This window comes from Burkholderia sp. E168m15, assembly GCF_016586105.1.
Taxonomy (GTDB): domain Bacteria; phylum Pseudomonadota; class Gammaproteobacteria; order Burkholderiales; family Burkholderiaceae; genus Burkholderia; species Burkholderia orbicola.
The window spans coordinates 14,995-39,214 of record NZ_BCPO01000076.1; the positions used below are offsets into that span (position 1 = coordinate 14,995).

Annotated in this window: 25 protein-coding genes; 14 read left to right on the plus strand and 11 right to left on the minus strand. The window is 68.1% G+C overall.

The window, feature by feature from the left end; genetic code table 11:
• The first annotated feature begins 441 nt into the window (after nucleotides 1–441).
• From lpxK to adk, 4 genes are all read left to right on the plus strand, one after another.
• Nucleotides 442–1,470 (plus strand): tetraacyldisaccharide 4'-kinase, encoded by a 1,029-nt coding sequence (gene lpxK / locus JMF86_RS12655; protein WP_011546042.1) that lies wholly within the window; start codon nucleotides 442–444, stop codon nucleotides 1,468–1,470.
• Nucleotides 1,451–1,645 (plus strand): Trm112 family protein, encoded by a 195-nt coding sequence (locus JMF86_RS12660; protein ID WP_006482216.1) that lies wholly within the window; start codon nucleotides 1,451–1,453, stop codon nucleotides 1,643–1,645. Before lpxK ends, JMF86_RS12660 begins: the two co-directional genes overlap by 20 nt.
• Nucleotides 1,646–1,770: 125 nt before the next feature.
• A complete protein-coding gene (gene kdsB / locus JMF86_RS12665; protein ID WP_011546043.1) occupies nucleotides 1,771–2,562 on the plus strand; it encodes a 3-deoxy-manno-octulosonate cytidylyltransferase in 792 nt (263 codons plus the stop codon).
• Nucleotides 2,563–2,770: 208 nt separating this feature from the next.
• A complete protein-coding gene (adk, locus tag JMF86_RS12670) occupies nucleotides 2,771–3,433 on the plus strand; it encodes an adenylate kinase (protein WP_006482212.1) in 663 nt (220 codons plus the stop codon).
• A 147-nt stretch (nucleotides 3,434–3,580) separates the two neighbouring features.
• Here adk and JMF86_RS12675 read toward each other — a convergent pair whose 3' ends face one another.
• Together JMF86_RS12675 and murJ are read right to left on the minus strand one after the other, a co-directional pair.
• Complete coding sequence (locus JMF86_RS12675; protein ID WP_011546044.1) at nucleotides 3,581–4,423, minus strand: SirB1 family protein; 843 nt, start codon at nucleotides 4,421–4,423, stop codon at nucleotides 3,581–3,583.
• An 8-nt stretch (nucleotides 4,424–4,431) separates the two neighbouring features.
• A complete protein-coding gene (gene murJ / locus JMF86_RS12680; RefSeq protein WP_011694376.1) occupies nucleotides 4,432–5,982 on the minus strand; it encodes a murein biosynthesis integral membrane protein MurJ in 1,551 nt (516 codons plus the stop codon).
• Nucleotides 5,983–6,287: 305 nt separating this feature from the next.
• Here murJ and rpsT point away from each other — a divergent pair, with 305 nt between their 5' ends.
• The gene (gene rpsT, locus JMF86_RS12685) at nucleotides 6,288–6,560 is read left to right on the plus strand and encodes a 30S ribosomal protein S20 (protein ID WP_006482211.1); all 273 of its coding nucleotides are present in this window, start codon (nucleotides 6,288–6,290) and stop codon (nucleotides 6,558–6,560) included.
• A 156-nt stretch (nucleotides 6,561–6,716) separates the two neighbouring features.
• Here rpsT and JMF86_RS12690 read toward each other — a convergent pair whose 3' ends face one another.
• Complete coding sequence (locus JMF86_RS12690; RefSeq protein ID WP_011546046.1) at nucleotides 6,717–7,037, minus strand: DUF3579 domain-containing protein; 321 nt, start codon at nucleotides 7,035–7,037, stop codon at nucleotides 6,717–6,719.
• 411 nt (nucleotides 7,038–7,448) lie between these two features.
• Here JMF86_RS12690 and argF point away from each other — a divergent pair, with 411 nt between their 5' ends.
• On the plus strand, nucleotides 7,449–8,378 hold the full coding sequence (gene argF, locus JMF86_RS12695; protein WP_006482207.1) for an ornithine carbamoyltransferase: 930 nt from the start codon (nucleotides 7,449–7,451) through the stop codon (nucleotides 8,376–8,378).
• Between the two features lie 87 nt (nucleotides 8,379–8,465).
• On the opposite strand, the gene murB is transcribed toward argF, so the two are convergent.
• Nucleotides 8,466–9,515, minus strand: a complete 1,050-nt coding sequence (gene murB, locus JMF86_RS12700) for a UDP-N-acetylmuramate dehydrogenase (protein WP_011546048.1) — start codon at nucleotides 9,513–9,515, stop codon at nucleotides 8,466–8,468.
• A 136-nt stretch (nucleotides 9,516–9,651) separates the two neighbouring features.
• Here murB and JMF86_RS12705 point away from each other — a divergent pair, with 136 nt between their 5' ends.
• A complete protein-coding gene (locus JMF86_RS12705) occupies nucleotides 9,652–10,137 on the plus strand; it encodes a YajQ family cyclic di-GMP-binding protein (RefSeq protein WP_006478013.1) in 486 nt (161 codons plus the stop codon).
• Nucleotides 10,138–10,204: 67 nt separating this feature from the next.
• Here the strand turns inward: JMF86_RS12705 and plsY are convergent, their stop codons facing one another.
• Nucleotides 10,205–10,846 (minus strand): glycerol-3-phosphate 1-O-acyltransferase PlsY, encoded by a 642-nt coding sequence (gene plsY, locus JMF86_RS12710; protein ID WP_011546049.1) that lies wholly within the window; start codon nucleotides 10,844–10,846, stop codon nucleotides 10,205–10,207.
• A 116-nt stretch (nucleotides 10,847–10,962) separates the two neighbouring features.
• Nucleotides 10,963–11,454 (minus strand): Cys-tRNA(Pro) deacylase, encoded by a 492-nt coding sequence (ybaK, locus tag JMF86_RS12715; RefSeq protein WP_011694377.1) that lies wholly within the window; start codon nucleotides 11,452–11,454, stop codon nucleotides 10,963–10,965.
• A gap of 235 nt (nucleotides 11,455–11,689) precedes the next feature.
• On the opposite strand from ybaK, the gene JMF86_RS12720 reads away from it, so the two are divergent.
• Nucleotides 11,690–13,252 (plus strand): class I adenylate-forming enzyme family protein, encoded by a 1,563-nt coding sequence (locus JMF86_RS12720; protein WP_011694378.1) that lies wholly within the window; start codon nucleotides 11,690–11,692, stop codon nucleotides 13,250–13,252.
• Nucleotides 13,253–13,320: 68 nt separating this feature from the next.
• Here the strand turns inward: JMF86_RS12720 and xerD are convergent, their stop codons facing one another.
• The 3 genes from xerD to queG all read right to left on the minus strand — a co-directional run bounded on the left by xerD (nucleotide 13,321) and on the right by queG (nucleotide 16,047).
• Nucleotides 13,321–14,277 carry a site-specific tyrosine recombinase XerD gene (xerD, locus tag JMF86_RS12725; protein ID WP_011546052.1) on the minus strand — a complete coding sequence of 319 codons (957 nt, stop codon included), beginning with the start codon at nucleotides 14,275–14,277 and terminating at the stop codon, nucleotides 13,321–13,323.
• A complete protein-coding gene (locus tag JMF86_RS12730; RefSeq protein WP_011546053.1) occupies nucleotides 14,277–14,744 on the minus strand; it encodes a methylated-DNA--[protein]-cysteine S-methyltransferase in 468 nt (155 codons plus the stop codon). Before JMF86_RS12730 ends, xerD begins: the two co-directional genes overlap by 1 nt.
• Before the next feature lie 67 nt (nucleotides 14,745–14,811).
• Nucleotides 14,812–16,047 (minus strand): tRNA epoxyqueuosine(34) reductase QueG, encoded by a 1,236-nt coding sequence (gene queG / locus JMF86_RS12735; RefSeq protein ID WP_011546054.1) that lies wholly within the window; start codon nucleotides 16,045–16,047, stop codon nucleotides 14,812–14,814.
• A 17-nt stretch (nucleotides 16,048–16,064) separates the two neighbouring features.
• Between queG and tsaE the strand changes: the two genes are divergently transcribed.
• Both tsaE and JMF86_RS12745 read left to right on the plus strand, forming a co-directional pair.
• The gene (gene tsaE, locus JMF86_RS12740) at nucleotides 16,065–16,616 is read left to right on the plus strand and encodes a tRNA (adenosine(37)-N6)-threonylcarbamoyltransferase complex ATPase subunit type 1 TsaE (RefSeq protein ID WP_041489242.1); all 552 of its coding nucleotides are present in this window, start codon (nucleotides 16,065–16,067) and stop codon (nucleotides 16,614–16,616) included.
• The gene (locus JMF86_RS12745) at nucleotides 16,598–18,124 is read left to right on the plus strand and encodes an N-acetylmuramoyl-L-alanine amidase (protein ID WP_023477625.1); all 1,527 of its coding nucleotides are present in this window, start codon (nucleotides 16,598–16,600) and stop codon (nucleotides 18,122–18,124) included. Before tsaE ends, JMF86_RS12745 begins: the two co-directional genes overlap by 19 nt.
• Nucleotides 18,125–18,168: 44 nt before the next feature.
• Here JMF86_RS12745 and JMF86_RS12750 read toward each other — a convergent pair whose 3' ends face one another.
• On the minus strand, nucleotides 18,169–19,047 hold the full coding sequence (locus JMF86_RS12750; RefSeq protein ID WP_011694382.1) for an O-acetylserine/cysteine exporter: 879 nt from the start codon (nucleotides 19,045–19,047) through the stop codon (nucleotides 18,169–18,171).
• Nucleotides 19,048–19,304: 257 nt separating this feature from the next.
• Here JMF86_RS12750 and JMF86_RS12755 point away from each other — a divergent pair, with 257 nt between their 5' ends.
• Nucleotides 19,305–20,186, plus strand: a complete 882-nt coding sequence (locus JMF86_RS12755) for a pirin family protein (protein WP_011546057.1) — start codon at nucleotides 19,305–19,307, stop codon at nucleotides 20,184–20,186.
• A gap of 52 nt (nucleotides 20,187–20,238) precedes the next feature.
• Nucleotides 20,239–21,087, plus strand: coding sequence for a thioredoxin (trxA, locus tag JMF86_RS12760; RefSeq protein WP_011694383.1), 849 nt, complete (start codon nucleotides 20,239–20,241; stop codon nucleotides 21,085–21,087).
• 148 nt (nucleotides 21,088–21,235) lie between these two features.
• Here trxA and JMF86_RS12765 read toward each other — a convergent pair whose 3' ends face one another.
• Entirely contained in the window at nucleotides 21,236–22,093 is an 858-nt protein-coding gene (locus tag JMF86_RS12765; RefSeq protein WP_011546059.1) for a ThiF family adenylyltransferase, read from the minus strand.
• 128 nt (nucleotides 22,094–22,221) lie between these two features.
• Between JMF86_RS12765 and pdxH the strand changes: the two genes are divergently transcribed.
• Both pdxH and JMF86_RS12775 read left to right on the plus strand, forming a co-directional pair.
• Nucleotides 22,222–22,866, plus strand: a complete 645-nt coding sequence (gene pdxH, locus JMF86_RS12770; protein WP_011546060.1) for a pyridoxamine 5'-phosphate oxidase — start codon at nucleotides 22,222–22,224, stop codon at nucleotides 22,864–22,866.
• 121 nt (nucleotides 22,867–22,987) lie between these two features.
• A complete protein-coding gene (locus JMF86_RS12775) occupies nucleotides 22,988–24,208 on the plus strand; it encodes a cyclopropane-fatty-acyl-phospholipid synthase family protein (RefSeq protein WP_006477998.1) in 1,221 nt (406 codons plus the stop codon).
• Nucleotides 24,209–24,220: the final 12 nt, after the last annotated feature.

Genomic DNA, 24,220 nt, shown 5'->3' on the forward strand with positions numbered 1-24,220 from the left:
GGATGAATGCTGGCGGCGTCACGATAGTCCGACACGCGCGCGGCGTCCAGCGCCGCCGTATTCGCCGTCGCGCACGGAAGGTGTCCACACTCTGGCATTCGTCCGCGTAAAACGCTCGGAAACCGCTAAAAAAACCAGACGATTCTCGGTAACGCCTTGATTTTTATAATTTTTTAAACCTTTCAGAATGATTCTCATCCGATTCGAGGCCCGCCGGACGGGCGTTTGAGACAATCGACGGGGGAGTTTTTCACAGAGTTATCCACAGGGCGCCGCGATCCGGCCCCGCACGCTGCGGCGGCCGGTCGCGCTTGCCGCGCCGGCGTGCGGCGCGCTAGAGTGCCGCCTTCCACGGACCCTGCGGCATGCGCCGCCCAACGGAGAATCCGCCTTGACGAATCCGTCCCTCGCCGCGGCGCACGACGCGCCGCGGCCGACCCGATGAGCGCGCCCGGCGGCCCGCTCGCGCGACTCGAAGCGCGCCTCACACGCGAATGGCAGCGGCGCGGCGCGCTCGCGTGGGCGCTCACGCCGTTCGCCTGCGTGTTCGGCCTGTGCGCGGCGCTGCGGCGCACCGCTTACGCGCAGGGCTGGAAGCAGCCGGTCGACGTCGGCGTGCCGGTGGTCGTGGTCGGCAACGTGACCGTCGGCGGCACCGGCAAGACGCCGACCGTGATCGCGCTCGTCGACGCGCTGCGCGCGGCCGGCTTCACGCCCGGCGTCGTGTCGCGCGGCTACGGCGCGAACGTGAAGGCGCCCACCGCCGTCACGCCGGCGTCGCGCGCGGCCGCGGCCGGCGACGAACCGCTGCTGATCGCGCGCCGCACCGGCGCACCCGTGTGGGTGTGCCCCGACCGCGTCGCGGCCGCGCAGGCGCTGCGCGCCGCGCATCCGGACGTCGACGTGATCGTCAGCGACGACGGCCTGCAGCACTACCGCCTCGCGCGCACCGTCGAGCTGGTCGTATTCGACCACCGGCTCGGCGGCAACGGCTTCCTGCTGCCGGCCGGCCCGCTGCGCGAGCCGCTGTCGCGGCACCGCGACGCGACGCTCGTCAACGATCCGTACAGCGGCGCGCTGCCGCCGTGGCCCGACACCTACGCGCTCGCGCTGACGCCGGGCGCCGCTTGGCACCTCGACCAGCCCGCGCTACGCCGCCCGCTGTCGCAATTCGCGCACGAACGCGTGCTCGCCGCGGCCGGCATCGGCGCGCCGGAACGCTTCTTCGCGACGCTGCGCGCGGCCGGTCTCGCGCCGGCGACCCGCGCGCTGCCCGACCATTACGCGTTCGCCGACAATCCGTTCGTCGACGATGCCGTCGATGCGATCCTGATCACCGAGAAGGATGCAGTAAAATTGGGCGCTTCCTGGCGCGACGCCCGACTGTGGGTAGTCCCCGTCGAAGCCGCGCTCGACCCTCGCCTCATTGCCCTCGTTGTGGAGAAACTCCGTGGACGCTCGCCTGCTTGAAATCATTGTGTGCCCTATCTGCAAAGGCCCGCTCCACTACGACCGTGCCGCGCAGGAACTGATCTGCAACGCGGACAAGCTCGCGTACCCGATCCGCGACGGCATCCCCGTGATGCTGGTCGACGAAGCGCGCCAGACCGTCGAAGGCACGCCGGTCGATCCGGCCGGCCGCTGAACCGCCGCGCCGCTCGCCCGGCGCCCCGTTCGACACCGTGACGGCCCGGCCCCGGCCGGGCTGCCGCACTCGCCGGGCGCCCGGCTTCCGGCGTCGCCCGCCCCGTTCTTCCCAGCGCTCCCCTGATGACTCACCCGCCCCCCTTCATCGCCGTCATTCCCGCCCGGCTCGCGTCGACGCGGCTCCCGAACAAGCCGCTCGCCGATCTCGGCGGCAAGCCGATGGTCGTGCGTGTCGCCGAGCGCGCGCGCGAAGCGGGCGCGCAACAGGTGCTCGTCGCGTCCGACGCGCAGAGCGTGCTCGACGCGGCGCGCGATCACGGCTTCGAAGCGGTGCTCACGCGCGCCGACCATCCGTCCGGCACCGACCGGCTCGCGGAAGTCGCGGCGGCCTTCGGCTGGCGCGACGACACCGTCGTCGTCAACGTGCAGGGCGACGAGCCGCTGATCGACCCCGTGCTCGTGCGCGACGTAGCGTCGCACCTGGCCGCGCATCCGGCGTGCGCGATCGCGACCGCCGCTCACCCGATCCACGACGCGGCCGACGTGTTCAATCCGAACGTCGTGAAGGTCGCGCTCGACGCGCAGAGCGTCGCGCTGTACTTCTCGCGCGCGCCGATTCCGTGGAGCCGCGACGCGTACCAGCCGCACTGGCCCGACGTCGCGGCCATGCCTGCACCGGCTTTCCCGGTCTATCGGCACATCGGCCTCTATGCGTATCGCGCGCGTTTCCTGCGCACCTATCCGTCGCTCGCGCAGGCGCCAATCGAACAGGCCGAGCAGCTCGAACAGTTGCGCGCGCTGTGGCACGGCGAGCGCATCGCGGTGCTGATCACCGAATCCGCGCCCGAAGCCGGCATCGATACGCCGGCCGATCTCGCGCGCGTGCAGGCCCTTTTTCAGCCGGGTTCAAAATAACCCGTGGCATAATCAGGCGATTGTGCGAGCCGTCCGCGACCAGCGCGTCCTCGCTTGACCCCGCCCGTGGCCCTGCCGGCAGCCGCGCGTCGCCTCGGCCGACGCGCCGCATCAGACCGGTCCGCCATGCGCCGGGCGAGCCCCGCGCCCGCTGTCGCCGACGCCTTTGTGTCTCGCCACACGAATCTACATACTTGGAGATATCACCATGCGTTTGATCCTGTTGGGCGCGCCCGGCGCGGGAAAGGGCACCCAGGCAAACTTCATCAAGGAAAAATTCGGCATTCCGCAAATCTCGACGGGCGACATGCTGCGCGCGGCCGTCAAGGCCGGCACGCCGCTCGGCGTCGAGGCGAAGGGTTACATGGATGCCGGCAAGCTCGTGCCGGACGCGCTGATCATCGGCCTGGTCAAGGAGCGCCTGAAGGAATCCGACTGCGCGAACGGTTATCTGTTCGACGGCTTTCCGCGCACGATCGCGCAGGCTGACGCAATGAAGGAAGCCGGCGTCGCGATCGACTACGTGCTCGAGATCGACGTCCCGTTCTCGGAAATCATCGAGCGCATGAGCGGCCGCCGCACGCACCCGGCATCGGGCCGCACGTACCACGTCAAGTTCAACCCGCCGAAGGTCGAAGGTCACGACGACGTGACGGGCGAACCGCTGATCCAGCGCGACGACGACAAGGAAGAAACTGTCAAAAAGCGTCTCGAAGTGTACGAAGCGCAGACCAAGCCGCTGATCACGTACTACGGCGACTGGGCACAGCGCGGCGAGGAAAACGGTCTGAAGGCGCCGCAGTATCGCAAGATCTCGGGCCTGGGCACCGTCGACGAAATCCGCGAGCGCGCGTTCGACGCGCTGAAGTAAGCAGCGCGTCGCGCACCCGCAAGCCGCCCGGTCCGGGCGGCTTTTTTTTCGCCTGTCACGCTTTGCACGCCCCTGCGGCAAGCGCGCAAGAAAAACGCCCGCGATGCGGGCGTTTTTTCCGTGTCCAAGAAGCAGCGCGCTGGCGGCTCAATCCTCGCCGTCGCGCTGCATCCGTTGCCGCAATTCGCTGACCTGCGACTCGACGACGGTCGCGTCTTCCGCCTCGGGCCGCTCGCCGAGATACTGCTCGAGATCCTCGAGCGCGGGGCGCAGGTAGTCGAGCCGCGCATACGCGAAGCCGCGGTCGCGCACCTCGTCGAGCTGCTCGGGCAGCAGGATCACGAGCCGCTGCTGCACCGCGAGCAGCCGCTGCCAGCGCTCCGTCTGCAGATAGATCGTCTTCAGGTTGCGCAGCATCCGCGCGATGATCTCGCGGCTCGTCGCGGGCTGCAGCAGCGCGCGCAACGCGCTGTCGACCGCCCCCGCCGCCCGCGCGACGTACGGCTCGAGCATCTCGACCATCTCGGCTTCGGACAGCGAATGGCCGTTGGTCGGATCGATGATCAGGTCGCCATCCGGCAGCGTCACGCGCAGCAGGAAATGGCCGGGGAACGATACGCCGCGCGCCGGCACGCCGATCTGCTCGGCGAGCTCCAGGTACAGCACCGACAGCGAGATCGGAATCCCGCGCCGCCGCTTCAGCACGGCATTCAGGTGGCTGTTATCGGGGTCGTAGTAATCGTTGTGATTGCACGCGAAGCCGAGCTCGCGAAAGAAGAAGTCGTTCAGCGCGGCGACGCGGCCCTTCAGGTCGGTATCGTCGGCGAGCCGCCGGCGCAGCCGCGCCGCCAGCATGTCGAGTTCGGCCAGCGTGCCCTGCAGGTCGAGGTCGGGATACGCGTCCTGCGCCAGCGACAGCGCGGCTTCCGTGACGGGCAGACTGTCGTCGTCCGCCACGAGCGTGCTGAAGTAGTCGAGGACGCGGGTCATTGCGGTCGTCACTTGGCGCGCCTTCTGAAGTAAGCGTATTTGAAGCCCATCACCCACAACATACCGAAATATAGTGCAGCAAACAGCACGAGGCACGCAGCCATCAGCGCAATGCGATCGAGCGGCTGCGCGCGCATGCCGGTCCAGTCGAAACTGATCGCGCACCAGTGCATCAGGCCCGCGAGCACGAGCGCCGCGCCGACGAGCTGCACGAAAAAGCGCAGCCAGCCCGGCGACGGCTGGTAGATGCCGCGCTTGCGCAGCCCGAGGAACAGCAGCAGCGAATTCAGGCACGCGCCGACGCCGATGCTCAGCGTGAGGCCCGCGTGGCCGATCAGCGGCACGAACACGTAGTTCGACAGCTGCGTGACGATCAGCACGCCGATCGCGATCTTCACGGGCGTCTTGATGTCCTGCTTCGCATAGAAGCCCGGCGCGAGGATCTTGATCAGGATGATGCCGACGAGGCCGATCCCGTAGGTCGCGAGCGCGCGCGCGACCATCGTGACGGTATGCGCGTCGAACTTGCCGTAGTTGAACAGCGTCGCGGTGAGCGGTGTCGCGAAGAAGAACAGCGCGAGCGCGCTCGGCGCCGCGAGCAGGAACGTGACGCGCAGCCCCCAGTCGAGCAGCGCCGAATATTCGTGCGAATCGGCGTCGACGTGCGCCTTCGACAGGCTCGGCAGCAGGATCGTGCCGAGCGCGACGCCGAGCAGCGCCGTCGGGAACTCCATCAGGCGGTCGGCGTAGTTGATCCACGACACGGCGCCCTGCCCGAGCCGCGACGCGATGTTGGTGTTGATGATCAGCGACAGTTGCGCGACGGACACCGCGAACGTGGCAGGCACCATCTTCGCGAGCACGCGCTTCACGCCCGGATGACGCAGCGCGCGCAGCGGGTTCAGGCCGATCAGCGGCACCATGTCGATCTTCTTCAGGCCCGGCAACTGCACGAGAAACTGCAGCACGCCGCCGACGATGACCGCCCACGCGAGCGCGTAGACCGGCACCTTCAGGTGCGGCGCGACGAACACGGCCGCGGCGATGAACGCGACGTTGAGCAGCACCGGCGCGAACGCGGGCAGCGAGAAGCTCTTGTACGTGTTCAGCACGCCCGACGCGAGCGTGGTCAGCGAAATGAACACGATGTACGGGAACATGATCCGCGTCATCGTGACCGCGAGCGGAAACGCCTGGCCGTCGCTGTGCAGGCCGGACGCGACCGCGAACACGACCCACGACGCGCCCGCGATCCCGACGACCGACAGCACGGCCAGCGCCCACGCGAGCACGGTGGACATCGCGTCGACGAGCGCCTTCGTCGCATCGTGCCCCTGTTGGTTCTTGAACTCGGCGAGGATCGGCACGAACGCCTGCGAGAACGCGCCTTCGGCGGACAGGCGGCGCAGCAGGTTCGGGATACGGAAGGCGACGTAGAACGCGTCGGTGTATTGACTGGCGCCGAACGCACGGGCGATCAGCGTCTCGCGGGCCAGTCCGGTCACGCGCGACAGCAGCGTGAAGCCGCTGACCGTCAGCAGGGCTCGGAATAGATTCATGGGGCGCTTATTATACGGACGTTGCGCGACCCGGCCACCGGCCGATGCCGAAAAGCGCACCGGCCGCCCGCGGCTCCATCCGGCCGGCATCACGTTGAACTTGCCACTCGCTTGATTTTGTTGCTATAATCGCCGGTTTCTGGGCTCGTACATGCACGGCAACTGCCGTTTTCATGTCCCGGCCTCGGTTAAAATCACCGTTTTTTTATGCGCCCCTGGGCAATCGTTCTCAGGGGACGGATCGAAAAGCAGCGCTTGGCCGTCAGGCTCCAAGCTCTGGAAACAGGACAGGATAAGGAACCGTCATGGCTAACTCCGCACAAGCACGCAAGCGCGCCCGCCAGGCCGCGAAGGCAAACTCGCACAACTCGGCGCTGCGCTCGAAATTCCGTACCGCGATCAAGTCGGTTCGCAAGGCTGTTGAAGCCGGCGACCAGGCAAAGGCTGCCGAGCTGTTCAAGGCTGCCGTGAAGACGATCGACACGATCGCCGACAAGAAGATCGTTCACAAGAACAAGGCCGCTCGCAGCAAGAGCCGCCTGGCCGCAGCCGTCAAGGGCCTGCAGGCAGCAGCGTAACTCCGGTGCGCCCGCTCAGGCGGGCGTTCCTGTTTCCTGCGATCACGAAAAAGCCCGCCTAGGCGGGCTTTTTTGTCGCCTGCCGCCTGCGCATCACGCGCGGCGGCGGCAGTTGCCCGGGCGGACGCAACCCGCGCCCTCGCCCGTCGGCATCACTCACTTCTTCGTGTTGTAGTCCGGCAATTCGCACGCCTCGGTCACGACGAGGTTGTTGTCCTTCGCGAAATTCAGCACGAAATCGAAAGCCATCGGCTCGATGTCGCGCAACCGCGAATCGAGGATCACGCATTTCAGGTCGCCGAGCATCGTCGGGCGCACGTACAGCGAATACTTGAGTCGCGCATTCGGCCCGCTCGCCCCCGGCCCGAAGCAGGCCATCACACCGGCCAGACGTTCCGACCAGTCGCTCGGGCGAAACTTTTTCCCGTCTTTCGTGATGCCCTGGATGAAAAATTCGGTCGGAGGGGTTTCAGCCATGTGGTTACCCAAGTGACGGCCCGGCGATGTCCAGGCAACGGCGCCTGGATACGCGAACACAAAGCTGGAGAGGCGGCGGCACGAGCCGATCGATATCCCGAAAACGGGGCGTCGATGCGCGCCGCCGGTGGACTGCACCGGATGTGTGCAGCGCACGGCTTGTGTCCGGCAGAGCGCGAAAAGCCTTGCCTGCCGGGCTGGAGAAAACTTTCGAATTATACCGCAGCGCGCCATCGCGCGTCGTCCCGACGGCCCTCTTCCCGCACCGCGGATCGGGCGCGGCGATCCTGCCCCGCGTCGTTCCACGGCTCGTCAAAGCACAGAAAATCCTTTATGCTGCTTTGAGTTATCCACACCCGACGGCGGCGCCGTCCGGCCTCGCGGCCGGGTGAGACCGCCGTATTTCGTTTCATGACCGCCAAAACCATTCGTCACTACCTGCAGTTCAAGGATTTCTCGCTGGAAGACTACGAGTACGTGCTCGAACGCACGGGTATCCTGAAGCGCAAGTTCAAGAACTACGAAACCTATCACCCGCTGCACGACCGCACGCTCGCGATGATCTTCGAGAAGAGCTCGACGCGTACGCGCCTGTCGTTCGAGGCCGGGATCTTCCAGCTCGGCGGCCACGCCGTGTTCATGAGCACGCGCGACACGCAGCTCGGCCGCGGCGAGCCCGTCGAGGATTCCGCGCAGGTCATCTCGCGAATGGTCGACATCATCATGATCCGCACGTTCGAGCAGGACGTGATCACGCGCTTCGCACAGAATTCCCGCGTGCCGGTGATCAACGGGTTGACGAACGAATACCATCCGTGCCAGGTGCTCGCCGACATCTTCACGTACTACGAGCACCGCGGCCCGATCGCCGGCAAGACCGTCGCGTGGGTCGGCGACGCGAACAACATGCTCTACACGTGGATCGAGGCCGCGCAGATCCTCGGCTTCAAGCTGCGCCTGTCGACGCCGCCCGGCTATGCGCTCGACATGAAGCTCGTGTCGCCCGACAGCGCGCCGTTCTACGAGGTGTTCGACGATCCGAACGAAGCGTGCAAGGGCGCCGATCTCGTGACGACCGACGTGTGGACGAGCATGGGTTTCGAGGCCGAGAACGAGGCGCGCAAGCAGGCATTCGCCGACTGGTGCGTCGACGAGGAAATGATGGGCCATGCGAATCCGGATGCCCTCTTCATGCACTGCCTGCCCGCGCACCGCGGCGAGGAAGTGACGGCCGGCGTGATCGACGGCCCGCAGAGTGTCGTGTGGGACGAAGCGGAAAACCGCCTGCACGTGCAGAAGGCGCTGATGGAATTCCTGCTGCTCGGCCGCCTCAAGCACTGACGCGCCGCTCAACGCACACGCGTAAAAAAAGCGCCGGTCGACGATCGGCGCTTTCGTTTGGGCGCGCCAAAACCGGCGCGCGCTACGTTACAGGCAGACCGGTTCCGCCTCCAGCTCGACGCCGAACTGCGCGCGCACGTCGGCCTGGATGGCCCGCGCCAGCGCCAGCACGTCGGCGCCGGTCGCGCCGCCGCGATTGACGAGCACGAGCGCCTGGCGGTCGTGCACGGCCGCCGCGCCGAGCGCGCGCCCCTTCCAGCCGCAGCGGTCGATCAGCCAGCCGGCCGCGAGCTTCACCTGCCCGTCCGGCTGCGGATACGACACGACATCCGGCGCGCGAGCGCGCAGCGCATCGAATTGCGCGGCGTCGATCACCGGATTCTTGAAGAAACTGCCCGCGTTGCCGAGCACCAGCGGATCGGGCAGCTTCGCGCGGCGGATCGCGACGACCGCATCGAACACGTCGCGCGGCGTTGCCGCCTCGGGCGTGATGCCGCGCGCGTCGAGCTCGCGCGTGACGTCCGCATAGCCGAGCCGCGGCGTCCATTGCTTCGGCAGCCGGAACGTCACCGCGACGATCGCGAACCGGCCGCGCCCTTCCCGCTTGAAGAAACTGTCGCGGTAACCGAACGCGCAGCGCGCGGCGTCGAAGCGCTCGCGGCGCCCCGTCGCCAGCTCCACCGCGACCAGCGAATCGAAATACGCCTTCATCTCGAGGCCGTACGCGCCGATGTTCTGGATCGGCGCGGCGCCGACGGTGCCCGGGATCAGCGCGAGATTCTCGAGGCCCGGCATCCCGTGCTCGAGCGTCCACGCGACGAACGCGTGCCAGTTCTCGCCGCCGCCGGCCTCGACGTACCACGCGTCGTCGTCCTCGCGCACGACGCGGCGGCCCGCGATCTCGTCGAGCAGCACGACGCCGTCGAAATCGCGCGTGAACACGATGTTGCTGCCGCCGCCGAGCACGAGCTGCGGCAGGTTCGCGACCCGCGGGTCGCGATGCAGCGCCTCGAACTGCGCCGCCTGCGTGATGCGCGCGGCGAAGCGCGCACGCGCGGCGATGCCGAACGTGTTGTGCGCGGCGAGCGGATGGTCGGGAAGCAGCGACAGGGCGGAATCGTCAGGGGGCATCGGCATTCGCGGTCACGTCGGCCCGGGCGGCGCATGGCCGGCCTTGGGCAAACGGAGGGGCATCGGTAAAATGGCAAACAGTCCGCAATTATAGCGAGTGCCCGTGCGTGAGCCGGGTGCCCGCATCTCTAGGGAGAATGCCATGCCATCGTTCGACGTCGTTTCCGAAGCGAACATGATCGAAGTGAAGAACGCCATCGAGCAGTCGAACAAGGAAATTTCGACGCGCTTCGACTTCAAGGGCTCCGACGCACGCGTCGAGCAGAAGGAACGCGAGCTGACGCTGTTCGCCGACGACGATTTCAAGCTCGGCCAGGTCAAGGACGTACTGATCGGCAAGCTGGCCAAGCGCAACGTCGACGTGCGCTTCCTCGACTACGGCAAGGTCGAGAAGATCGGCGGCGACAAGGTCAAGCAGGTCGTCACCGTGAAGAAGGGCGTGACGGGCGACCTCGCGAAGAAGATCGTGCGCCTCGTGAAGGACAGCAAGATCAAGGTGCAGGCGAGCATCCAGGGCGACGCGGTGCGCATCTCGGGCACGAAGCGCGACGACCTGCAGAGCACGATCGCGATGCTGCGCAAGGACGTGACCGACACGCCGCTCGACTTCAACAACTTCCGCGACTGACCGGCCGCCGGCCCGTCGCGTCATCCGGCCGGGCCCCGCACACGCGGCGCGCCCGGCGCCGCGTTTCTCAGGCTTTCCCGCCGTCCTGCGCGCCGCCGTCCGCGGCCGCCTTCTTCTTGTCGCCGATCCGGCTCTCCTGCCCCGCGAGCAGCTTCGAAATGTTGCCGCGGTGACGCCACACGAGCAGCACGCTCATCGCCAGCACGGCCCAGGCGATCGGGTTGTGGCCCGGCATGCCGAACAGGAATACGTCGAACACCGGCGCAAACACGGCCGCCACCAGCGCCGCGAGCGACGAATAGCGGAAGAAGAACGCGACGATCAGCCAGGTCAGCGCGGTCGCGAGCCCGAGCACCGGGTGCACGGCGAGCAGCACGCCGGCCGCGGTCGCGACGCCCTTGCCGCCCTGGAAGCGGAAGAACACCGGGTACAGGTGGCCGAGGAACACGGCGATCGCGACCCACGCGATCGCGACGTCGGGCAGGCCGAAGTGCCGGGCGAGCCAGACGGCGATCCAGCCCTTGAACGCGTCGCCGACGAGCGTCAGGATCGCGGCCTTCTTGTTGCCACTGCGCAGGACGTTGGTCGCGCCGGGGTTCTTCGACCCGTATGAACGCGGGTCGGCCAGCCCCATCACGGAACTGACAACGACGGCGAACGACACCGAACCGATCAGGTAGGCAACGAGGGCGGCGAGCAGGATCTGCATGCGGAGGACTCTTCTTTCAACGTATCGGGAAAGGAACGGCCGGGCGCGGCAAGCCGGCAGGCCGAAACGGCGCCCATTCTACCGAACGGGCGCGGGGTGCCACGAAGGTGAAACCCTCAGTCGACGCTCGCGCACTGCACCGGCTGCGCGCCGAGCAGCGACGTGAGCACCGCCGGCGCGAGGCTGACGAGGTAGCCGCGCCGGCCGCCGTTCAGGTAGATCGTCGGCAATTCGAGGATCGTCGACTCGACGTAGACGGGCATCGTCTTGCGCGTGCCGAACGGCGACGTGCCGCCGACGAGATAGCCCGAATGGCGGTTCGCGACCTCGGGCTTGCACGGCTCGACACGCTTCGCGCCGATCTGCCGCGCGAGATTCTTCGTCGACACGGTGCGGTCGCCGTGCATCAGCACGATCAGCGGCTTCGCGTGCTCGTCTTCCATCACGAGCGTCTTCACGACGCTGTGCTCGTCGACGCCGAGCTGGCGCGCCGATTCGCCGGTGCCGCCGTGCTCGACGTATTCGTACGGATGCTCGCCGAATGCGACGCCATGACGGCGCAGCAGCTGGGTCGCAGGGGTTTCGGACACGTGTCTGGATTTGCTCATGGCGGCATTTTAATGGCGAACGATCGCCGGGCGCGCAGTGGCGAGCCCGCGCCGACGGTATACTCGCGGCCCGTTTTCCGCCGGCCCACCGCGTCGCCGTCACGATTGCACCCATCATCATTGCAGACATCGTGAAGCGCTATTGCCCGATTGGCTGATTGTGGCGCGCGTCTCGCCATGGCACGATCGTTCGCAAATATCGTCGGCTGCCGCCGGCCCTTCATCTGGAGACGCCATGTCCTCGCCCATCCGCTCATCCGAATCGCTCGATGTCGATGCGCTGCTCGCCGCGCTGCCGCGCCGCATCGCCGACGTGCCCGCGTACCGGGCCGCGGAGTCGCCCGCGCAGCCGGCACTGATCGAGGATGCGCGCCGGCTGTCGTACGGCGACCTGGCGCAGGCCGTCGACGCGGCGGCCGCGCGGCTGGCGAGTCTCGGCGTAGAAGGCGGCGACCGCGTGATGATCGTCGCCGAAAACTGCGTCGCGCAGATCGTGCTGCTGTTCGCCGCCGCCCGCCTCGACGCATGGGCGCTCGTGTCGAACGCGCGGCTGTCGGCCGCCGAGCTCGACGCGATCGCCGCGCATGCGCGCCCGAAGCTGATCGCGTTCACGACCGACGTATCGCCCGACGCGCGCGCCCATGCCGAGCGGCTCGGCGCCACGCCGGCCGCGGCGCTGCCGGTCGACATCGGCGCGTGTTCGTATCACGTCGACGCGAGCGCGCCCGCCGAGCCGGTGGCCACCGGCAGTGCCGCACAATGCGCGGCATTGATCTACACCACCGGTACGACCGGCACACCGAAAGGCGTGATGCTGTCGCACCGCAACCTGCTGTTCATCGCGGCGACGTCGAGCATGCTGCGCCGCGTGTCGCCGGACGACGTCGTCTACACGGTGCTGCCCGTGTCGCACGTGTACGGGCTCGCGTCGGTATGCCTCGGCAGCCTGTATGCGGGCGCGACGCTGCGGCTCGCGCCGCGCTTCTCGCCGGAAGCCGTCCGCGTCGCGCTCGCCGACGAAGGCGTGACGATCTTCCAGGGCGTGCCCGCGATGCACGCAAAGCTGCTCGAACACCTGCACACGCACGGCCACGCATGGCGCGCGCCGCGGCTGCGCTTCGCATATTCGGGCGGCTCGCCGCTCGATGCGAACCTGAAGGCGCGCGTCGAGCGCCTGTACGGCGTGCCGCTGCACAACGGCTACGGGATGACCGAAAGCAGCCCGACGATCACGCAGACGCCGCTCGACGCGCCGCGCACGGACAGTTCGGTCGGCGTGCCGATTCCGGGCGTCGACGTGCGGATCGTCGCGCCGGACGGCAGCGACGTGCCGCCGGGCGAAGTCGGCGAGATTCGCGTGCGCGGGCCGAACGTGATGCTCGGCTACTACCGCAACGCGGACGCGACGCACGCGGCCGTGTCCCCGGACGGCTGGCTGAGCACCGGCGATCTCGCGCGGCAGGAAGCGGACGGCGCGGTGACGATCGCGGGCCGCAGCAAGGAGCTGATCATCCGCTCGGGCTTCAACGTGTATCCGGTCGAGGTCGAACAGGTGCTGAACGCGCATCCGGACGTCGTGCAGGCGGCCGTGATCGGCCGCGCGATCGACGGCAACGAGGAAGTGCTCGCGTTCGTCGAACTGGTGCCGGGCGCGGCGGCGGACGAGGCAGCCTTGCACGCATGGTGCGCGGATCGGCTCACCGCTTACAAACGCCCTGCGCACATCCGCGTGCTCGATGCGCTGCCGGCCGCGTCGACCGGCAAGGTGCTGAAGCACCGGCTGCGCGAGCTGGTCTGACGCGGCCGACGCGACGGCACGCGAGTCCACATTGCGGCTCACGCCGAGCCGCATGCCCGCGTCGCGCGTCAGCCGCGCGGGTGATGCTGCGCGTGCAGCGTCCTGAGCCGCTCGCGCGCGACGTGCGTATAGATCTGCGTGGTCGAGATGTCGCTGTGGCCGAGCAGCAACTGCACGACGCGCAAGTCGGCGCCGTGGTTCAGCAGGTGCGTCGCGAACGCGTGCCGCAGCGTGTGCGGCGACAGGTGCGCACGCACGTCGGCCTGCTGCGCGTGACGCTTGATGATGTTCCAGAACTGCTGGCGCGTCATGCCGTCGCCGCGCGCGGTCACGAACAGCGCATCGGCCGCGCGTGCGCCGAGCAGCGCCGGCCGCGCGTCGCGCAGGTAGCGTTCGATCCAGCCGTGCGCGACTTCGCCGAACGGCACGAGCCGCTCCTTCGAGCCCTTGCCCATCACGCGCACGACGCCTTCGTTGAGGCCGACCTCGACCGTCTTCAGCGTCACGAGCTCGCTCACGCGCAGCCCGCTCGCGTACATCAGCTCGAGCATCGTGCGATCGCGCAGGCCGAGCGGCGTGCCGATGTCGGGTGCGCCGAGCAGCGCCTCGACCTGCGCCTCGGACAGCGTCGACGGGAACCGGGCCCCCTGTTTCGCGGACGTGATCCGCAGCGTCGGATCGGCGCTCGCGCGATGCTCGCGCACGGCCCAGCCGTAATAGCGGCGGAACACGGACAACCGCCGGTTCGACGACGTCGCCTTGCCGTCGCTGCGCGCGGCGATATAGCCCGTCACCATCGCCTCGTCGGCCGAGTCGAGCGGCGCGTCGTGCGTCGCGGCCAGCCATTGGGAAAACAGCGCCAGGTCGCGCCGGTACGCATCGAGCGTGTTGCGCGCGAGCCCGTGCTCGAGCCACAGCGCATCGCAGAACACGTCGATCGACGCGCGGCTCGCGAGCAGCGCGGGCGATGCCGCGACGGCGTCGGTGTCGTTGTCGGCGGCGGGGGAAATCATCGGTTCGCTCATCAGTACGGCACGCCCTCGTGCGTCAGCAGCCAGCGCTTCACTTGCTGGTAATAGCCGTTGTCGTCGTGGTTCGCGAATCCGCCGAGACCGCCCGCCGCGACGACGCGATGGCACGGAATCACGAGCGGGAAATAGTTCGCGCCGCACGCCTGGCCGACCGCGCGCGGCGCGCTGCCGATCCGCTTCGCGACCTGGCCGTAGGTCAGCACCGTCCCGGGCGGGATATCGCTGATCGCGTCCCACACCCGGTGCTGGAATGCACTGCCGACGTCGGCGAGCGGCAGGTCGAAGCGTGCGGACGCGCGCTCGAAATAACGTTCGATCTGCTTCACGGCGCGCTTCGCGAGCGCCGAATCCGGATCGACCGACTTCATCGATTCGGGCAGATAGACGATCTCGCGCACCACCGCTGCATCCGTGCGGATGCCGACCTTGCCGAACGGCGCGTCGATGACAGCGTTGAACATTGAATTCTCCTGACCGAGGGATGCGCGCGCGGCCCTGCGCACGCGCCGACGACACTTTACGCCGCCTTCACGCGGCTCGCAGCGCCCATTCGACATGCTCGCGCACGACCGGCGACGGATCGTCGGCCCGGGCGCGCAGCGCGGCGACGATCGCATCGCGCGCGGGCGGCGCGAGCCGGTCCGCGCCGGCGCGCAGCGCATTGCCGAGCCCGACCGCGAGATTGCGCAGCCAGCTTTCGTAGCCGATGCGCCGGATCGCGCTGCCCTGCATCCGCGTGTCGAATGCCTCCGCGTCCCACGCGAACAGCTCGACGAGCGTCGCGCGGTCGAGGCCGTGCCGCACGTCGAAATCGGCGACGGGCGCGGCCTGCGCGAACTTGTTCCACGGGCACACGAGCTGGCAGTCGTCGCAGCCGTACACGCGATTGCCGATCATCGGCCGCAGCGGCTCGGGGATGCTGCCTTTCAGTTCGATCGTCAGGTACGAGATGCAGCGGCGCGCATCGACGCGATACGGCTCGACGATCGCACCGGTCGGGCACGCGTCGATGCAGCGGGTGCAGCTGCCGCAGTGCGCACCGGGCGTCTCGGGCGCGGTGTCGGGCAACGTGTGCGCGTCGGTCGGCAGCGGCAGGTCGACGTAGATCTCGCCGAGAAAGAACAGCGAGCCGGCATCGCGCTGCAGCAGCAGCGTGTGCTTGCCGCGCCAGCCGACTCCGGCCTTCTGCGCGAGTTCGACCTCGAGCACGGGCGCCGAATCGGTGAACACGCGGTAGCCGAACCCGCCGATCTCGTGCTCGATGCGCTCCGCGAGTGTCTGCAGCCGGTTGCGCAGCACCTTGTGATAGTCGCGGCCGCGCGCATAGATCGACACGACGGCCGCCTGCGGATCCTCGAGCCGCGCCCGTTCGCGCGCGCGCCAGTCGTGCGGCACGAGCGCGCCGGGCTCGCCAGCGGGCGCGTCGGCCGCGAGCGTTTGGCCCGGCAAATAGGCGAGCCGCACGGAGATCACGCGTCGCGTACCGGCCACAAGTTCGGCCGGCCGCGCGCGTTTCATCCCATGTTTCGCCATATAATCCATTTCGCCGTGGTATCCGGCTTCCAGCCAGGCGGCGAGGCCCGCTTCGGCATCCGAGAGATCGGTATCGCTGATGCCGATCGCCCCGAAACCCAATTCGCGCCCCCACGCCCTGATGCGAGCGGCGAGCGCAGTCAACGCCGCATCGTCGAGCGCGCACGGCGCCGCGCCTTCGTCACGAGTCGAAGGCCTGTCGGATGCGGCGCGTTCCGGTAGTCGGTTCATCGCACTATTTTACGAGAATGCCAGCCACGTCCAGCCAACCGCCTCATGCCACGTTGCCCGCCCCGCTCGCGGAGCGCGTGGTCGCGCTCGCCGACGAAGCGGCAACCGAGGCCTTCGGCACCCGCTTCGCGCACGCGCTCGACGCGGCGCGCCTCGAGCTCGACCGCGCGCATACGTTCGACGGGCTGCAGATCCAGCTGGTCGGCGATCTCGGCGCGGGCAAGACGACCCTCGTGCGCGCGATCCTGCGCGGCCTCGGCCACGAGGGGCGTGTGCGCAGCCCAACCTATACGCTCGTCGAGCCGTACGCGCTCGAACGCAGCGATGGGGAACTCGAGGTCTATCACTTCGATCTGTATCGATTCAACGATCCGGCCGAATGGTCCGATGCAGGCTTTCGCGAATATTTCAATTCCACCGCGATCTGCCTCGTCGAATGGCCGCAACAGGCGGGCGCCCTGCTCGGCGTGCCCGATCTGGTTTTCTCGCTCGACGTGGATGGCGACGGCCGTGCCCTCACCGTCCGGGCGTACAGCGCTTCAGGAAAGGCATGTCTCGAAAGATGTTGATCAAACCGTTCCGCTCGATCGAATCGGCGGCCACCGCGACGCACAACTGGCGGCGCCGTCAGATCCTGCGCGCGGGGGCGTCGACGCTGGTGCTCGGTCTCGTCGCGCCGCGGCTCGCGCACGCGTCGTCGGTGCTCGGCGTGCGCGTGTGGCCCGCACGCGATTACACGCGCGTCACGATCGAATCCGACCAGCCGCTGCAGAATAGCCAACAGCTGCTGCAGGGTCCCGACCGTCTCGTCGTCGACCTGAGCGGCCTCGACCTCGACCAGGCGCTGCGCGACCTCGTCTCGAAGATCGCGCCGAACGATCCGCAGATCCAGTCGGTGCGCGTCGGCCAGTATCAGCCACACGTCGTGCGGATGGTGTTCGACCTGAAAGGCTCGGTGAAGCCGCAGGTGTTCACGCTGCCGCCCGTCGGCACGTACAAGTACCGGCTGGTGTTCGACCTGTATCCGGCCGTCGCGCCCGATCCGCTGTCCGACCTGATCGCGCAGACGGAACGCAAGGAACAGGCGCTCAACGACACCGCGCGCGCGCAGCAGATGCAGCCGCCGTCCACGCTGGCGGGCCCCGGCACCCCGCCGCCCGGCGCGGGCGACAACAGCGACGCATTCTTCCAGCGTTTCGCGCAGAACACGCCGGCCACGCCGCACGCGCCGCCGGCCGCCGGCACGCCGTCGACGCCCGCGAAGCCGGCCGTCAAGCCGCCGCCCGTCATCGCGCGCCGCGACGACAGCGACGACGACGGCGACACCTACAAGTTCACCGCGCCGAAATCCGGCAAGGGCGGCACCGTGCGTCTGCTGACGGTCGCGATCGACCCGGGCCACGGCGGCGAGGATCCGGGCGCGATCGGCGGCAACGGCACGTACGAGAAGCACATCGCGCTCGACATCGCGAAGAAGCTGCGCGCGAAGATCGACGCCGCGCCGAACATGCGCGCGATGATGACGCGCGACGCCGACTTCTTCGTGCCGCTGAACGTGCGCGTGCAGAAGGCGCGCCGCGTCGGCGCGGATCTCTTCGTGTCGATCCACGCGGATGCGTTCACGACGCCGTCCGCACGCGGCTCGTCGGTGTTCGCGCTGTCCGACCACGGCGCGACGAGCGCCGCGGCGCGCTGGATGGCGAACAAGGAGAATTCGTCGGACCTGATCGGCGGCATCAACATCAAGACGGCGGACGCGGCCGTGAACCGCGCGCTGTTCGACATGTCGACGACCGCGCAGATCCGCGACTCGCTGCGCTACGGCAACTACGTGCTGAAGGAAGTCGGCGGCATCAACAAGCTGCACAAGGGCTCGGTCGAGCAGGCCGGGTTCGCGGTGCTGAAGGCGCCCGACATTCCGTCGATCCTCGTCGAGACCGCGTTCATCAGCAACCCGGACGAAGAGCGCCGGCTCAACGACGACAGCTATCGCGACGAGATGGCCGACGCGATCTTCCGCGGCATCAAGCGCTATTTCGCCGCGAATCCGCCGCTCGCGAAGAGCCGGATGGCCTGAGCGCCACCGCTTCCCCCCGCCGGCACGCAGTGCGTGCCGGCGCGTCACGACGCCGCGAAGCGGCTCAGCAGTTTCCCGCCGAACACGTTCACCGCGAGCCCGCCCATCACGAGCGCGGCGCCGATCAACTGCGCCTGCGTCAGATGCTCGTCGAGCAGCAGCGCCGACGACGCGAGCCCGATGATCGGCACCAGCAGGGAGAATTGCGCGACCTGCGCGGCCGGGTAGCGCGACAGCAGGCGGCTCCACAGCCCGTAGCCGAGCAGCGTCGCGACGAACGCGAGATAAACGACCGCGAAGATCGATGCGCCGTCGAGCCCGGCGAGCGCGGTCGCGATCCGCTGCGGCCCTTCGAACCACAGCGACAGCAGGAAGAACGGCACGGGCGGCACAAGGCTCGCCCACACGACGAGCGACACGAGGTTCGCCTTGCCGACCTTCTTCGTGACGATATTGCCGACGGCCCACATCGCGGCCGAGCAGATCGTCAGCAGGAAGCCCGCGAGCGTCATCGCGCGGCCGCCCTGCGCGGCGATCACGACGAGCCCGCCCGCGGCAATCGCGAGCCCGACCAGGTTCTGCACGCGCAGCCGCTCGCCGAGGAACAGCATCGCGAACACCAGCGTGAAGAACGCCTGCGACTGCAGCACGAGCGATGCGAGGCCGGCCGGCATGCCGACGTACATGCCGGTGAACAGGAACACGAACTGGCCGAGCTGGATCGTCGCGCCGTACAGCACCAGCAGCCGCCACGAAATCTGCGGCCGGCGCACGAAGAACACCGCGGGCACGGCCGCGAGCGTGAAGCGCAGCGCGCCGAGCAGCATCGGCGGCATGCCGTGCAGGCCGACCTTGATCACGACGAAGTTCACGCCCCACGCGAGGATCACGACCAGCGCGAGCAGCAAGTCCTTCGGGGCCATCATCGGCGTCTCCTCGATTGTCGAATTGTCGGTATGAAGCCGGTCAGTCTACCGGGTTTCGCCGCCCGGCCCGATACCCGCGCGGCGCGTATGGAATCGGCGGCGGGCGCGGCGGCCTGCGCACGGCGGAGGATGCCGCACGACGCGTGCCTGCCGCGGGTGCATCGCGCCGCGCGCGTTTCGCGCTCCCCCGTCACGCGCAGCGCCGCGCCGCCAGTACAATGACCGGCAATCCAGCCGTTCCCCACGAGGCCCCCATGACCGACTCGATCAAAGCCCTGCTGAAGCCGCACGTGCGCGACATCGGCAACCTGCAGGTGCGCCGCACGCTGCCCGCGCTCGCCGCACGCCTCGTCGGCCCGTTCATCTTCTTCGATCACATGGGGCCCGCCACGCTGTCCGCCGGCACGGGGCTCGACGTGCGCCCGCATCCGCACATCGGGCTCGCGACGGTCACCTACCTGTTCGACGGCGCGATCCTGCACCGCGACAGCCTCGGCTCGCTGCAGGAAATCGTGCCGGGCGACGTGAACTGGATGACGGCCGGCCGCGGCATCGTCCACTCCGAGCGCACGCCGGACGCGCAGCGCGCGAGCGGCCACACCGTGCACGGCATCCAGACCTGGGTTGCGCTGCCGCAGGCGCACGAGACGACCGAGCCGTCGTTCGAGCACCACGCGGCCGACACGCTGCCCAAGCGCGACGAAGACGGCGTGGCGCTGACCGTGATCGCCGGCGACGCGTTCGGGTTGCGCTCGCCCGTGACGACGTTCTCGCGCACGCTGTACGTCGCGGCCGAATTCGCGGCCGGCGGCCGGCTCGAACTCGATGCATCGCACGAGGAGCGCGCGGTCTACGTGGTCGACGGCGCGCTCGCGATCGACGGCACGCCGGTACCGGCCGAACAGATGGCCGTGCTCGCGCCGGGCGCGACGGTCACGCTGACGAGCGCCAGCGGCGCGCGCGCGATGCTGCTCGGCGGCGACCGGATGGACGGCGAACGCTTCATCGAGTGGAATTTCGTCGCGAGCAGCCGCGACGCGATCGAGCGGGCGAAAGCGGCGTGGACGCGCCAGGAAATGGGCAAGGTGCCTGGCGAGACGGAATGGATTCCGCTGCCCGAAGCGAAGCCGCGTTGAAAAAGCGGCGCGCCGCCCCCATCCTGACGACATTCGAACGGGAGAGAACGACATGGACACCACGCTTGCCACATTCGAGAAAGACGTCATCGAGGCGTCGCTGGATACGCCCGTGCTGGTCGACTTCTGGGCGCCGTGGTGCGGCCCCTGCAAGACGCTCGGCCCGCTGCTGGAAAAGCTCGAGGCCGATTACGCAGGCCGCTGGAAGCTCGTGAAGGTCAACGTCGACGAGAACCAGGAACTCGCCGCGCACTTCCAGACGCGCAGCATCCCGCATGTGATCGCGTTCGCCGACGGGCGCCCGGTCGATCAGTTCGTCGGCGTGCTGCCCGAGGGCCAGTTGCGCGCGTTCCTCGACCGGCTGCTGCCGGCGGCCGAGGAAGCCGAGCGCCGCGCCGCGCAATATGCGATGGCCGAACAGCGCTTCGACGATGCGCTCGCCCACCTCGAAGCGGCGCTGGCGCTGAACCCCGGCTACGACGACGCGCGCCTCGACCTGATCGAGCTGCTGCTCGCGCGCAACGAGGTCGACGCCGCGCGCGCGGAAACCGAGCGCCTGTCGCCGCAAACCGTGCAGAACGGCGATCCGCGCTACCAGGCGATCAAGACCCGTTTCGACGCGCTGGACGCCACGGCCGACTTGCCGCCGACCGACGCGCTCGAAGCGCGCATCGCGGCGAATCCCGCCGATCTCGACGCGCGCTTCGACCTCGCGCAGAGCCTGATCGCGCGGCGCGCGTACGAAGGGGCACTGGAACAGTTGCTGGAAATCGTGACGCGCGATCGCGCATACGGCGACGATCTCGGCCGCCGCACGATGATCTCGGTGTTCGAACTGGCCGGCGATCGCCCCGACCTCGTCGCCGCGTGGCGACGCAAGCTGAGCATGGCGCTCAACTGAAGTACGACGAGCCGAGCCACGAAAGGCCGGGCCACGAAAGGCCGGGCCACGAGAGGCCGGGCCACGATGGCCCGGCTGACCTGCCGTATCGCTCGACGCGCGTTACCCGCGCCGCAGCATCACCCTTTCCTGCCCGCGCGTTGCACGCTCAGCCGGCCGCCTGTGCCGCGATCGCTCGCAGCGCATGCGCGGCCGCCGCGAAACCGAAGCTCGCGGTCACGCACACGCTCGAACCGAAACCCGCGCAGTTGAGCCCCGCGACGTGCGCGGCCGCGGATGGCTCCGCGCCGTCCTCGATGTCGCAGGCCGCCGCTTCAGGGTAAATCAGCGGCTCGTCCGAATACACGGCGCTGACCTTGAAACGCGCCTTCGGCCCGCGCGGAAAACCGTGCTGCTTGCGCAACTGCGCACGCACCTTCGACAGCAGCGGGTCCTGGATCGTCAGCGCGAGATCGTCGATGCGGATGCGCGTCGGATCGAGCTGCCCGCCCGCGCCGCCGACGACGATCAACGGCTGCCGTTTCGCGACGCACCACGCGATCAGCGCGACTTTCGTGCGCACGCTGTCGATCGCATCGATCACGTAGTCGAAACCGCCGCCGAGCAGTGCGTCGAAGTTGTCGGGCTCGACGAAATCCTCGATCCGGTTCACGCGGCACGCGGGGTCGATCAGCGCGATGCGCTCGGCCATCGCGTCGACCTTCGGCTTGCCGTAATTGCCGTCGAGCGCATGGATCTGCCGGTTCGTGTTGCTTTCCGCGACGTTGTCGAGATCGATCAGCGTCAGCGTGCCGACCGCGTTGCGCGCGAGCGCCTCGGCCACCCACGACCCGACGCCGCCGATCCCGATCACCGCGACGTGCGCCCGCTCGAATGCGGCCGCGGCCGGCGCGCCATACAGGCGCGCGACGCCGCCAAAACGCCGCGCGCGATCCACGTCAAGCTGGATTTCCGGGGTCGGGGTAAGATCGAAAGAACTGGGCGGGGCAGCGTCGGCGGAGGACATGGCAGCAAGGAAAACGTAAGTCGTGCAGCCCTCTATTCTGCCTGAACTCCCCGCTCCCACGCGCCACTGTGCACGCACGATTCTCGCGCGTTCGCTATACTGGCCCCAGATTGAAGCGTTTGCATAACATGACGACTCTCGCCGATCTCCGCATCAACTATTCACGTGCTTCGCTCGACGAAGCCGATGCCGCCCCCGACCCCTTCGCCCAGTTCGATCGCTGGTTCAAGGAGGCGCTCGCCGCCAAACTGCCCGAGCCGAACACGATGACGCTCGCGACCGTCGGCGCCGACGGCCGGCCGTCGGCCCGGATCGTGCTCATCAAGGGCGTCGACGAACGCGGGTTCGTCTTCTTCACCAATTACGAAAGCCGCAAGGGTCACGATCTCGCCGTGCATCCGCAAGCCGCGCTGCTGTTCTACTGGATCGAGCTCGAGCGCCAGGTGCGCATCGAAGGCCGGATCGAGAAAACCAGCGCGGAAGAAAGCGACCGCTATTTCGCGTCGCGCCCGCTCGGCTCGCGCATCGGCGCATGGGCGTCGGAGCAGAGCGCCGTGATCGACAGCCGCGCGACGCTCGAGGCGCGCGAGAAGGCCGTCAGCGAGCGCTACGGCGACAACCCGCCGCGCCCGCCGCACTGGGGCGGCTACCGCCTCGTGCCCGACTCGATCGAGTTCTGGCAGGGGCGCCCGTCGCGGCTGCACGACCGCCTGCTCTATACGCGCGACGCCGCGGCGGCGTCGGGCTGGACGATCTCGCGCCTGTCGCCGTAAGCGCGGCGCCGGTGCGCGCCGGTCGTGTCTCGTGTTGCATCCGGGTGCCCGCGCCGCAAGCGGCGGGCGCCGGTCAGGATACTTGGCTGTATTCGATTCAACGAACAAACGGAGAATCCAAATGTTCTGGGAAAAGAAGCTGGCACAGTGGGCGGATGAAGTACGGGCGAAAGCGAACATACCGGCGCGACTGGTGCTGTGGAACGGCGATCAACTCGATTTCGGCACCTTCAGCGCGCCGCAGGTCACGCTGAAGGTAAACAGCGCGTCGGCGTTGCCGCTGCTGCTCGAACCGAGCCTCGACAATCTCGGCGAGGCGTACGTGAAGGGCAAGATCGACATCGAAGGCAAGCTGTCGGACATCATCAACATCGGCTACTCGCTCGCGCGCAGCACCGTGACGAGCGCCAGCAAGCTCGCACGCGTGAAGCGCTACTTCAATCACACGAAGAGCACCGACAAGAAGGCGATCCAGTACCACTACGACGTCTCGAACGAGTTCTACCAGCTGTGGCTCGACGAGAACATGGTGTACTCGTGCGCGTACTTCGAGAACGGCGACGAGGATCTCGCCACCGCGCAGATCAAGAAGATCGACCACATCCTGACGAAGATCCAGCTGCAGCCCGGCCAGCGCCTGCTCGACATCGGCTGCGGCTGGGGCGCGCTCGTGCTGCGCGCCGCGCAGAAGTTCGGCGCGACGTGTCTCGGCGTGACGCTGTCGCAGAACCAGTTCGACCTCGCGACCGCGCGCGTGAAGGCCGCGGGGCTCGAAGACAAGATCGAGATTCGTCTGCAGGATTACCGCGAGATCGAAGGCCAGTTCGACCGCATCACGAGCGTCGGGATGTTCGAGCACGTCGGCCGCAAGAACCTGCCGCTCTATTTCTCGCGCGTGCATGACCTGCTCACCGACGACGGCATCGCGATGAACCACGGGATCACGTCGACCGACGCGGAAAGCGGCGAAACGGCGCTCGGCGGCGGCGAATTCATCGATCGCTACGTGTTCCCGGACGGCGAGCTGCCGCACATCAGCCTCGCGCTCGAAGCGGCGCAGCGCGGCGGACTCGAGGCGGTTGACGTCGAAAGCCTGCGCCGGCACTATGCGCGCACGCTCGATATCTGGACGGAAAATTTCGAAGCGAAAGCCGAGGAAGCGAGAAAGCTCGTCGACGACGAAAAATTCCGTATCTGGCGCGTGTATCTCGCCGGCTGCGCGTATGCGTTCGAGCACGACGACGTGTCGATCTTCCAGATCGTGTGCCGCAAGGCCGGACGCAGCGCGAAAACGCTGCCGTGGTCGCGGCGCTACATGTACGAACACGCGCTGCCGCGCTAGGCGGCGCATCAC

Coding starts and splice junctions, on each gene's coding strand:
- rpsT (WP_006482211.1), top strand. CDS start 6,288: ATGGCTAACTCCGCACAAGCACGCAAGCGCGCCCGCCAGGCCGCGAAG.
- xerD (WP_011546052.1), bottom strand. CDS start 14,277: ATGAGCGAACCGATGATTTCCCCCGCCGCCGACAACGACACCGACGCC.
- lpxK (WP_011546042.1), top strand. CDS start 442: ATGAGCGCGCCCGGCGGCCCGCTCGCGCGACTCGAAGCGCGCCTCACA.
- JMF86_RS12750 (WP_011694382.1), bottom strand. CDS start 19,047: ATGGCCCCGAAGGACTTGCTGCTCGCGCTGGTCGTGATCCTCGCGTGG.
- JMF86_RS12720 (WP_011694378.1), top strand. CDS start 11,690: ATGTCCTCGCCCATCCGCTCATCCGAATCGCTCGATGTCGATGCGCTG.
- tsaE (WP_041489242.1), top strand. CDS start 16,065: ATGCCAGCCACGTCCAGCCAACCGCCTCATGCCACGTTGCCCGCCCCG.
- kdsB (WP_011546043.1), top strand. CDS start 1,771: ATGACTCACCCGCCCCCCTTCATCGCCGTCATTCCCGCCCGGCTCGCG.
- JMF86_RS12745 (WP_023477625.1), top strand. CDS start 16,598: ATGTCTCGAAAGATGTTGATCAAACCGTTCCGCTCGATCGAATCGGCG.
- queG (WP_011546054.1), bottom strand. CDS start 16,047: ATGAACCGACTACCGGAACGCGCCGCATCCGACAGGCCTTCGACTCGT.
- JMF86_RS12675 (WP_011546044.1), bottom strand. CDS start 4,423: ATGACCCGCGTCCTCGACTACTTCAGCACGCTCGTGGCGGACGACGAC.
- murJ (WP_011694376.1), bottom strand. CDS start 5,982: ATGAATCTATTCCGAGCCCTGCTGACGGTCAGCGGCTTCACGCTGCTG.
- adk (WP_006482212.1), top strand. CDS start 2,771: ATGCGTTTGATCCTGTTGGGCGCGCCCGGCGCGGGAAAGGGCACCCAG.
- argF (WP_006482207.1), top strand. CDS start 7,449: ATGACCGCCAAAACCATTCGTCACTACCTGCAGTTCAAGGATTTCTCG.
- JMF86_RS12765 (WP_011546059.1), bottom strand. CDS start 22,093: ATGTCCTCCGCCGACGCTGCCCCGCCCAGTTCTTTCGATCTTACCCCG.
- trxA (WP_011694383.1), top strand. CDS start 20,239: ATGGACACCACGCTTGCCACATTCGAGAAAGACGTCATCGAGGCGTCG.
- JMF86_RS12755 (WP_011546057.1), top strand. CDS start 19,305: ATGACCGACTCGATCAAAGCCCTGCTGAAGCCGCACGTGCGCGACATC.
- plsY (WP_011546049.1), bottom strand. CDS start 10,846: ATGCAGATCCTGCTCGCCGCCCTCGTTGCCTACCTGATCGGTTCGGTG.
- JMF86_RS12690 (WP_011546046.1), bottom strand. CDS start 7,037: ATGGCTGAAACCCCTCCGACCGAATTTTTCATCCAGGGCATCACGAAA.
- JMF86_RS12705 (WP_006478013.1), top strand. CDS start 9,652: ATGCCATCGTTCGACGTCGTTTCCGAAGCGAACATGATCGAAGTGAAG.
- JMF86_RS12775 (WP_006477998.1), top strand. CDS start 22,988: ATGTTCTGGGAAAAGAAGCTGGCACAGTGGGCGGATGAAGTACGGGCG.
- JMF86_RS12730 (WP_011546053.1), bottom strand. CDS start 14,744: ATGTTCAACGCTGTCATCGACGCGCCGTTCGGCAAGGTCGGCATCCGC.
- murB (WP_011546048.1), bottom strand. CDS start 9,515: ATGCCGATGCCCCCTGACGATTCCGCCCTGTCGCTGCTTCCCGACCAT.
- ybaK (WP_011694377.1), bottom strand. CDS start 11,454: ATGAGCAAATCCAGACACGTGTCCGAAACCCCTGCGACCCAGCTGCTG.
- pdxH (WP_011546060.1), top strand. CDS start 22,222: ATGACGACTCTCGCCGATCTCCGCATCAACTATTCACGTGCTTCGCTC.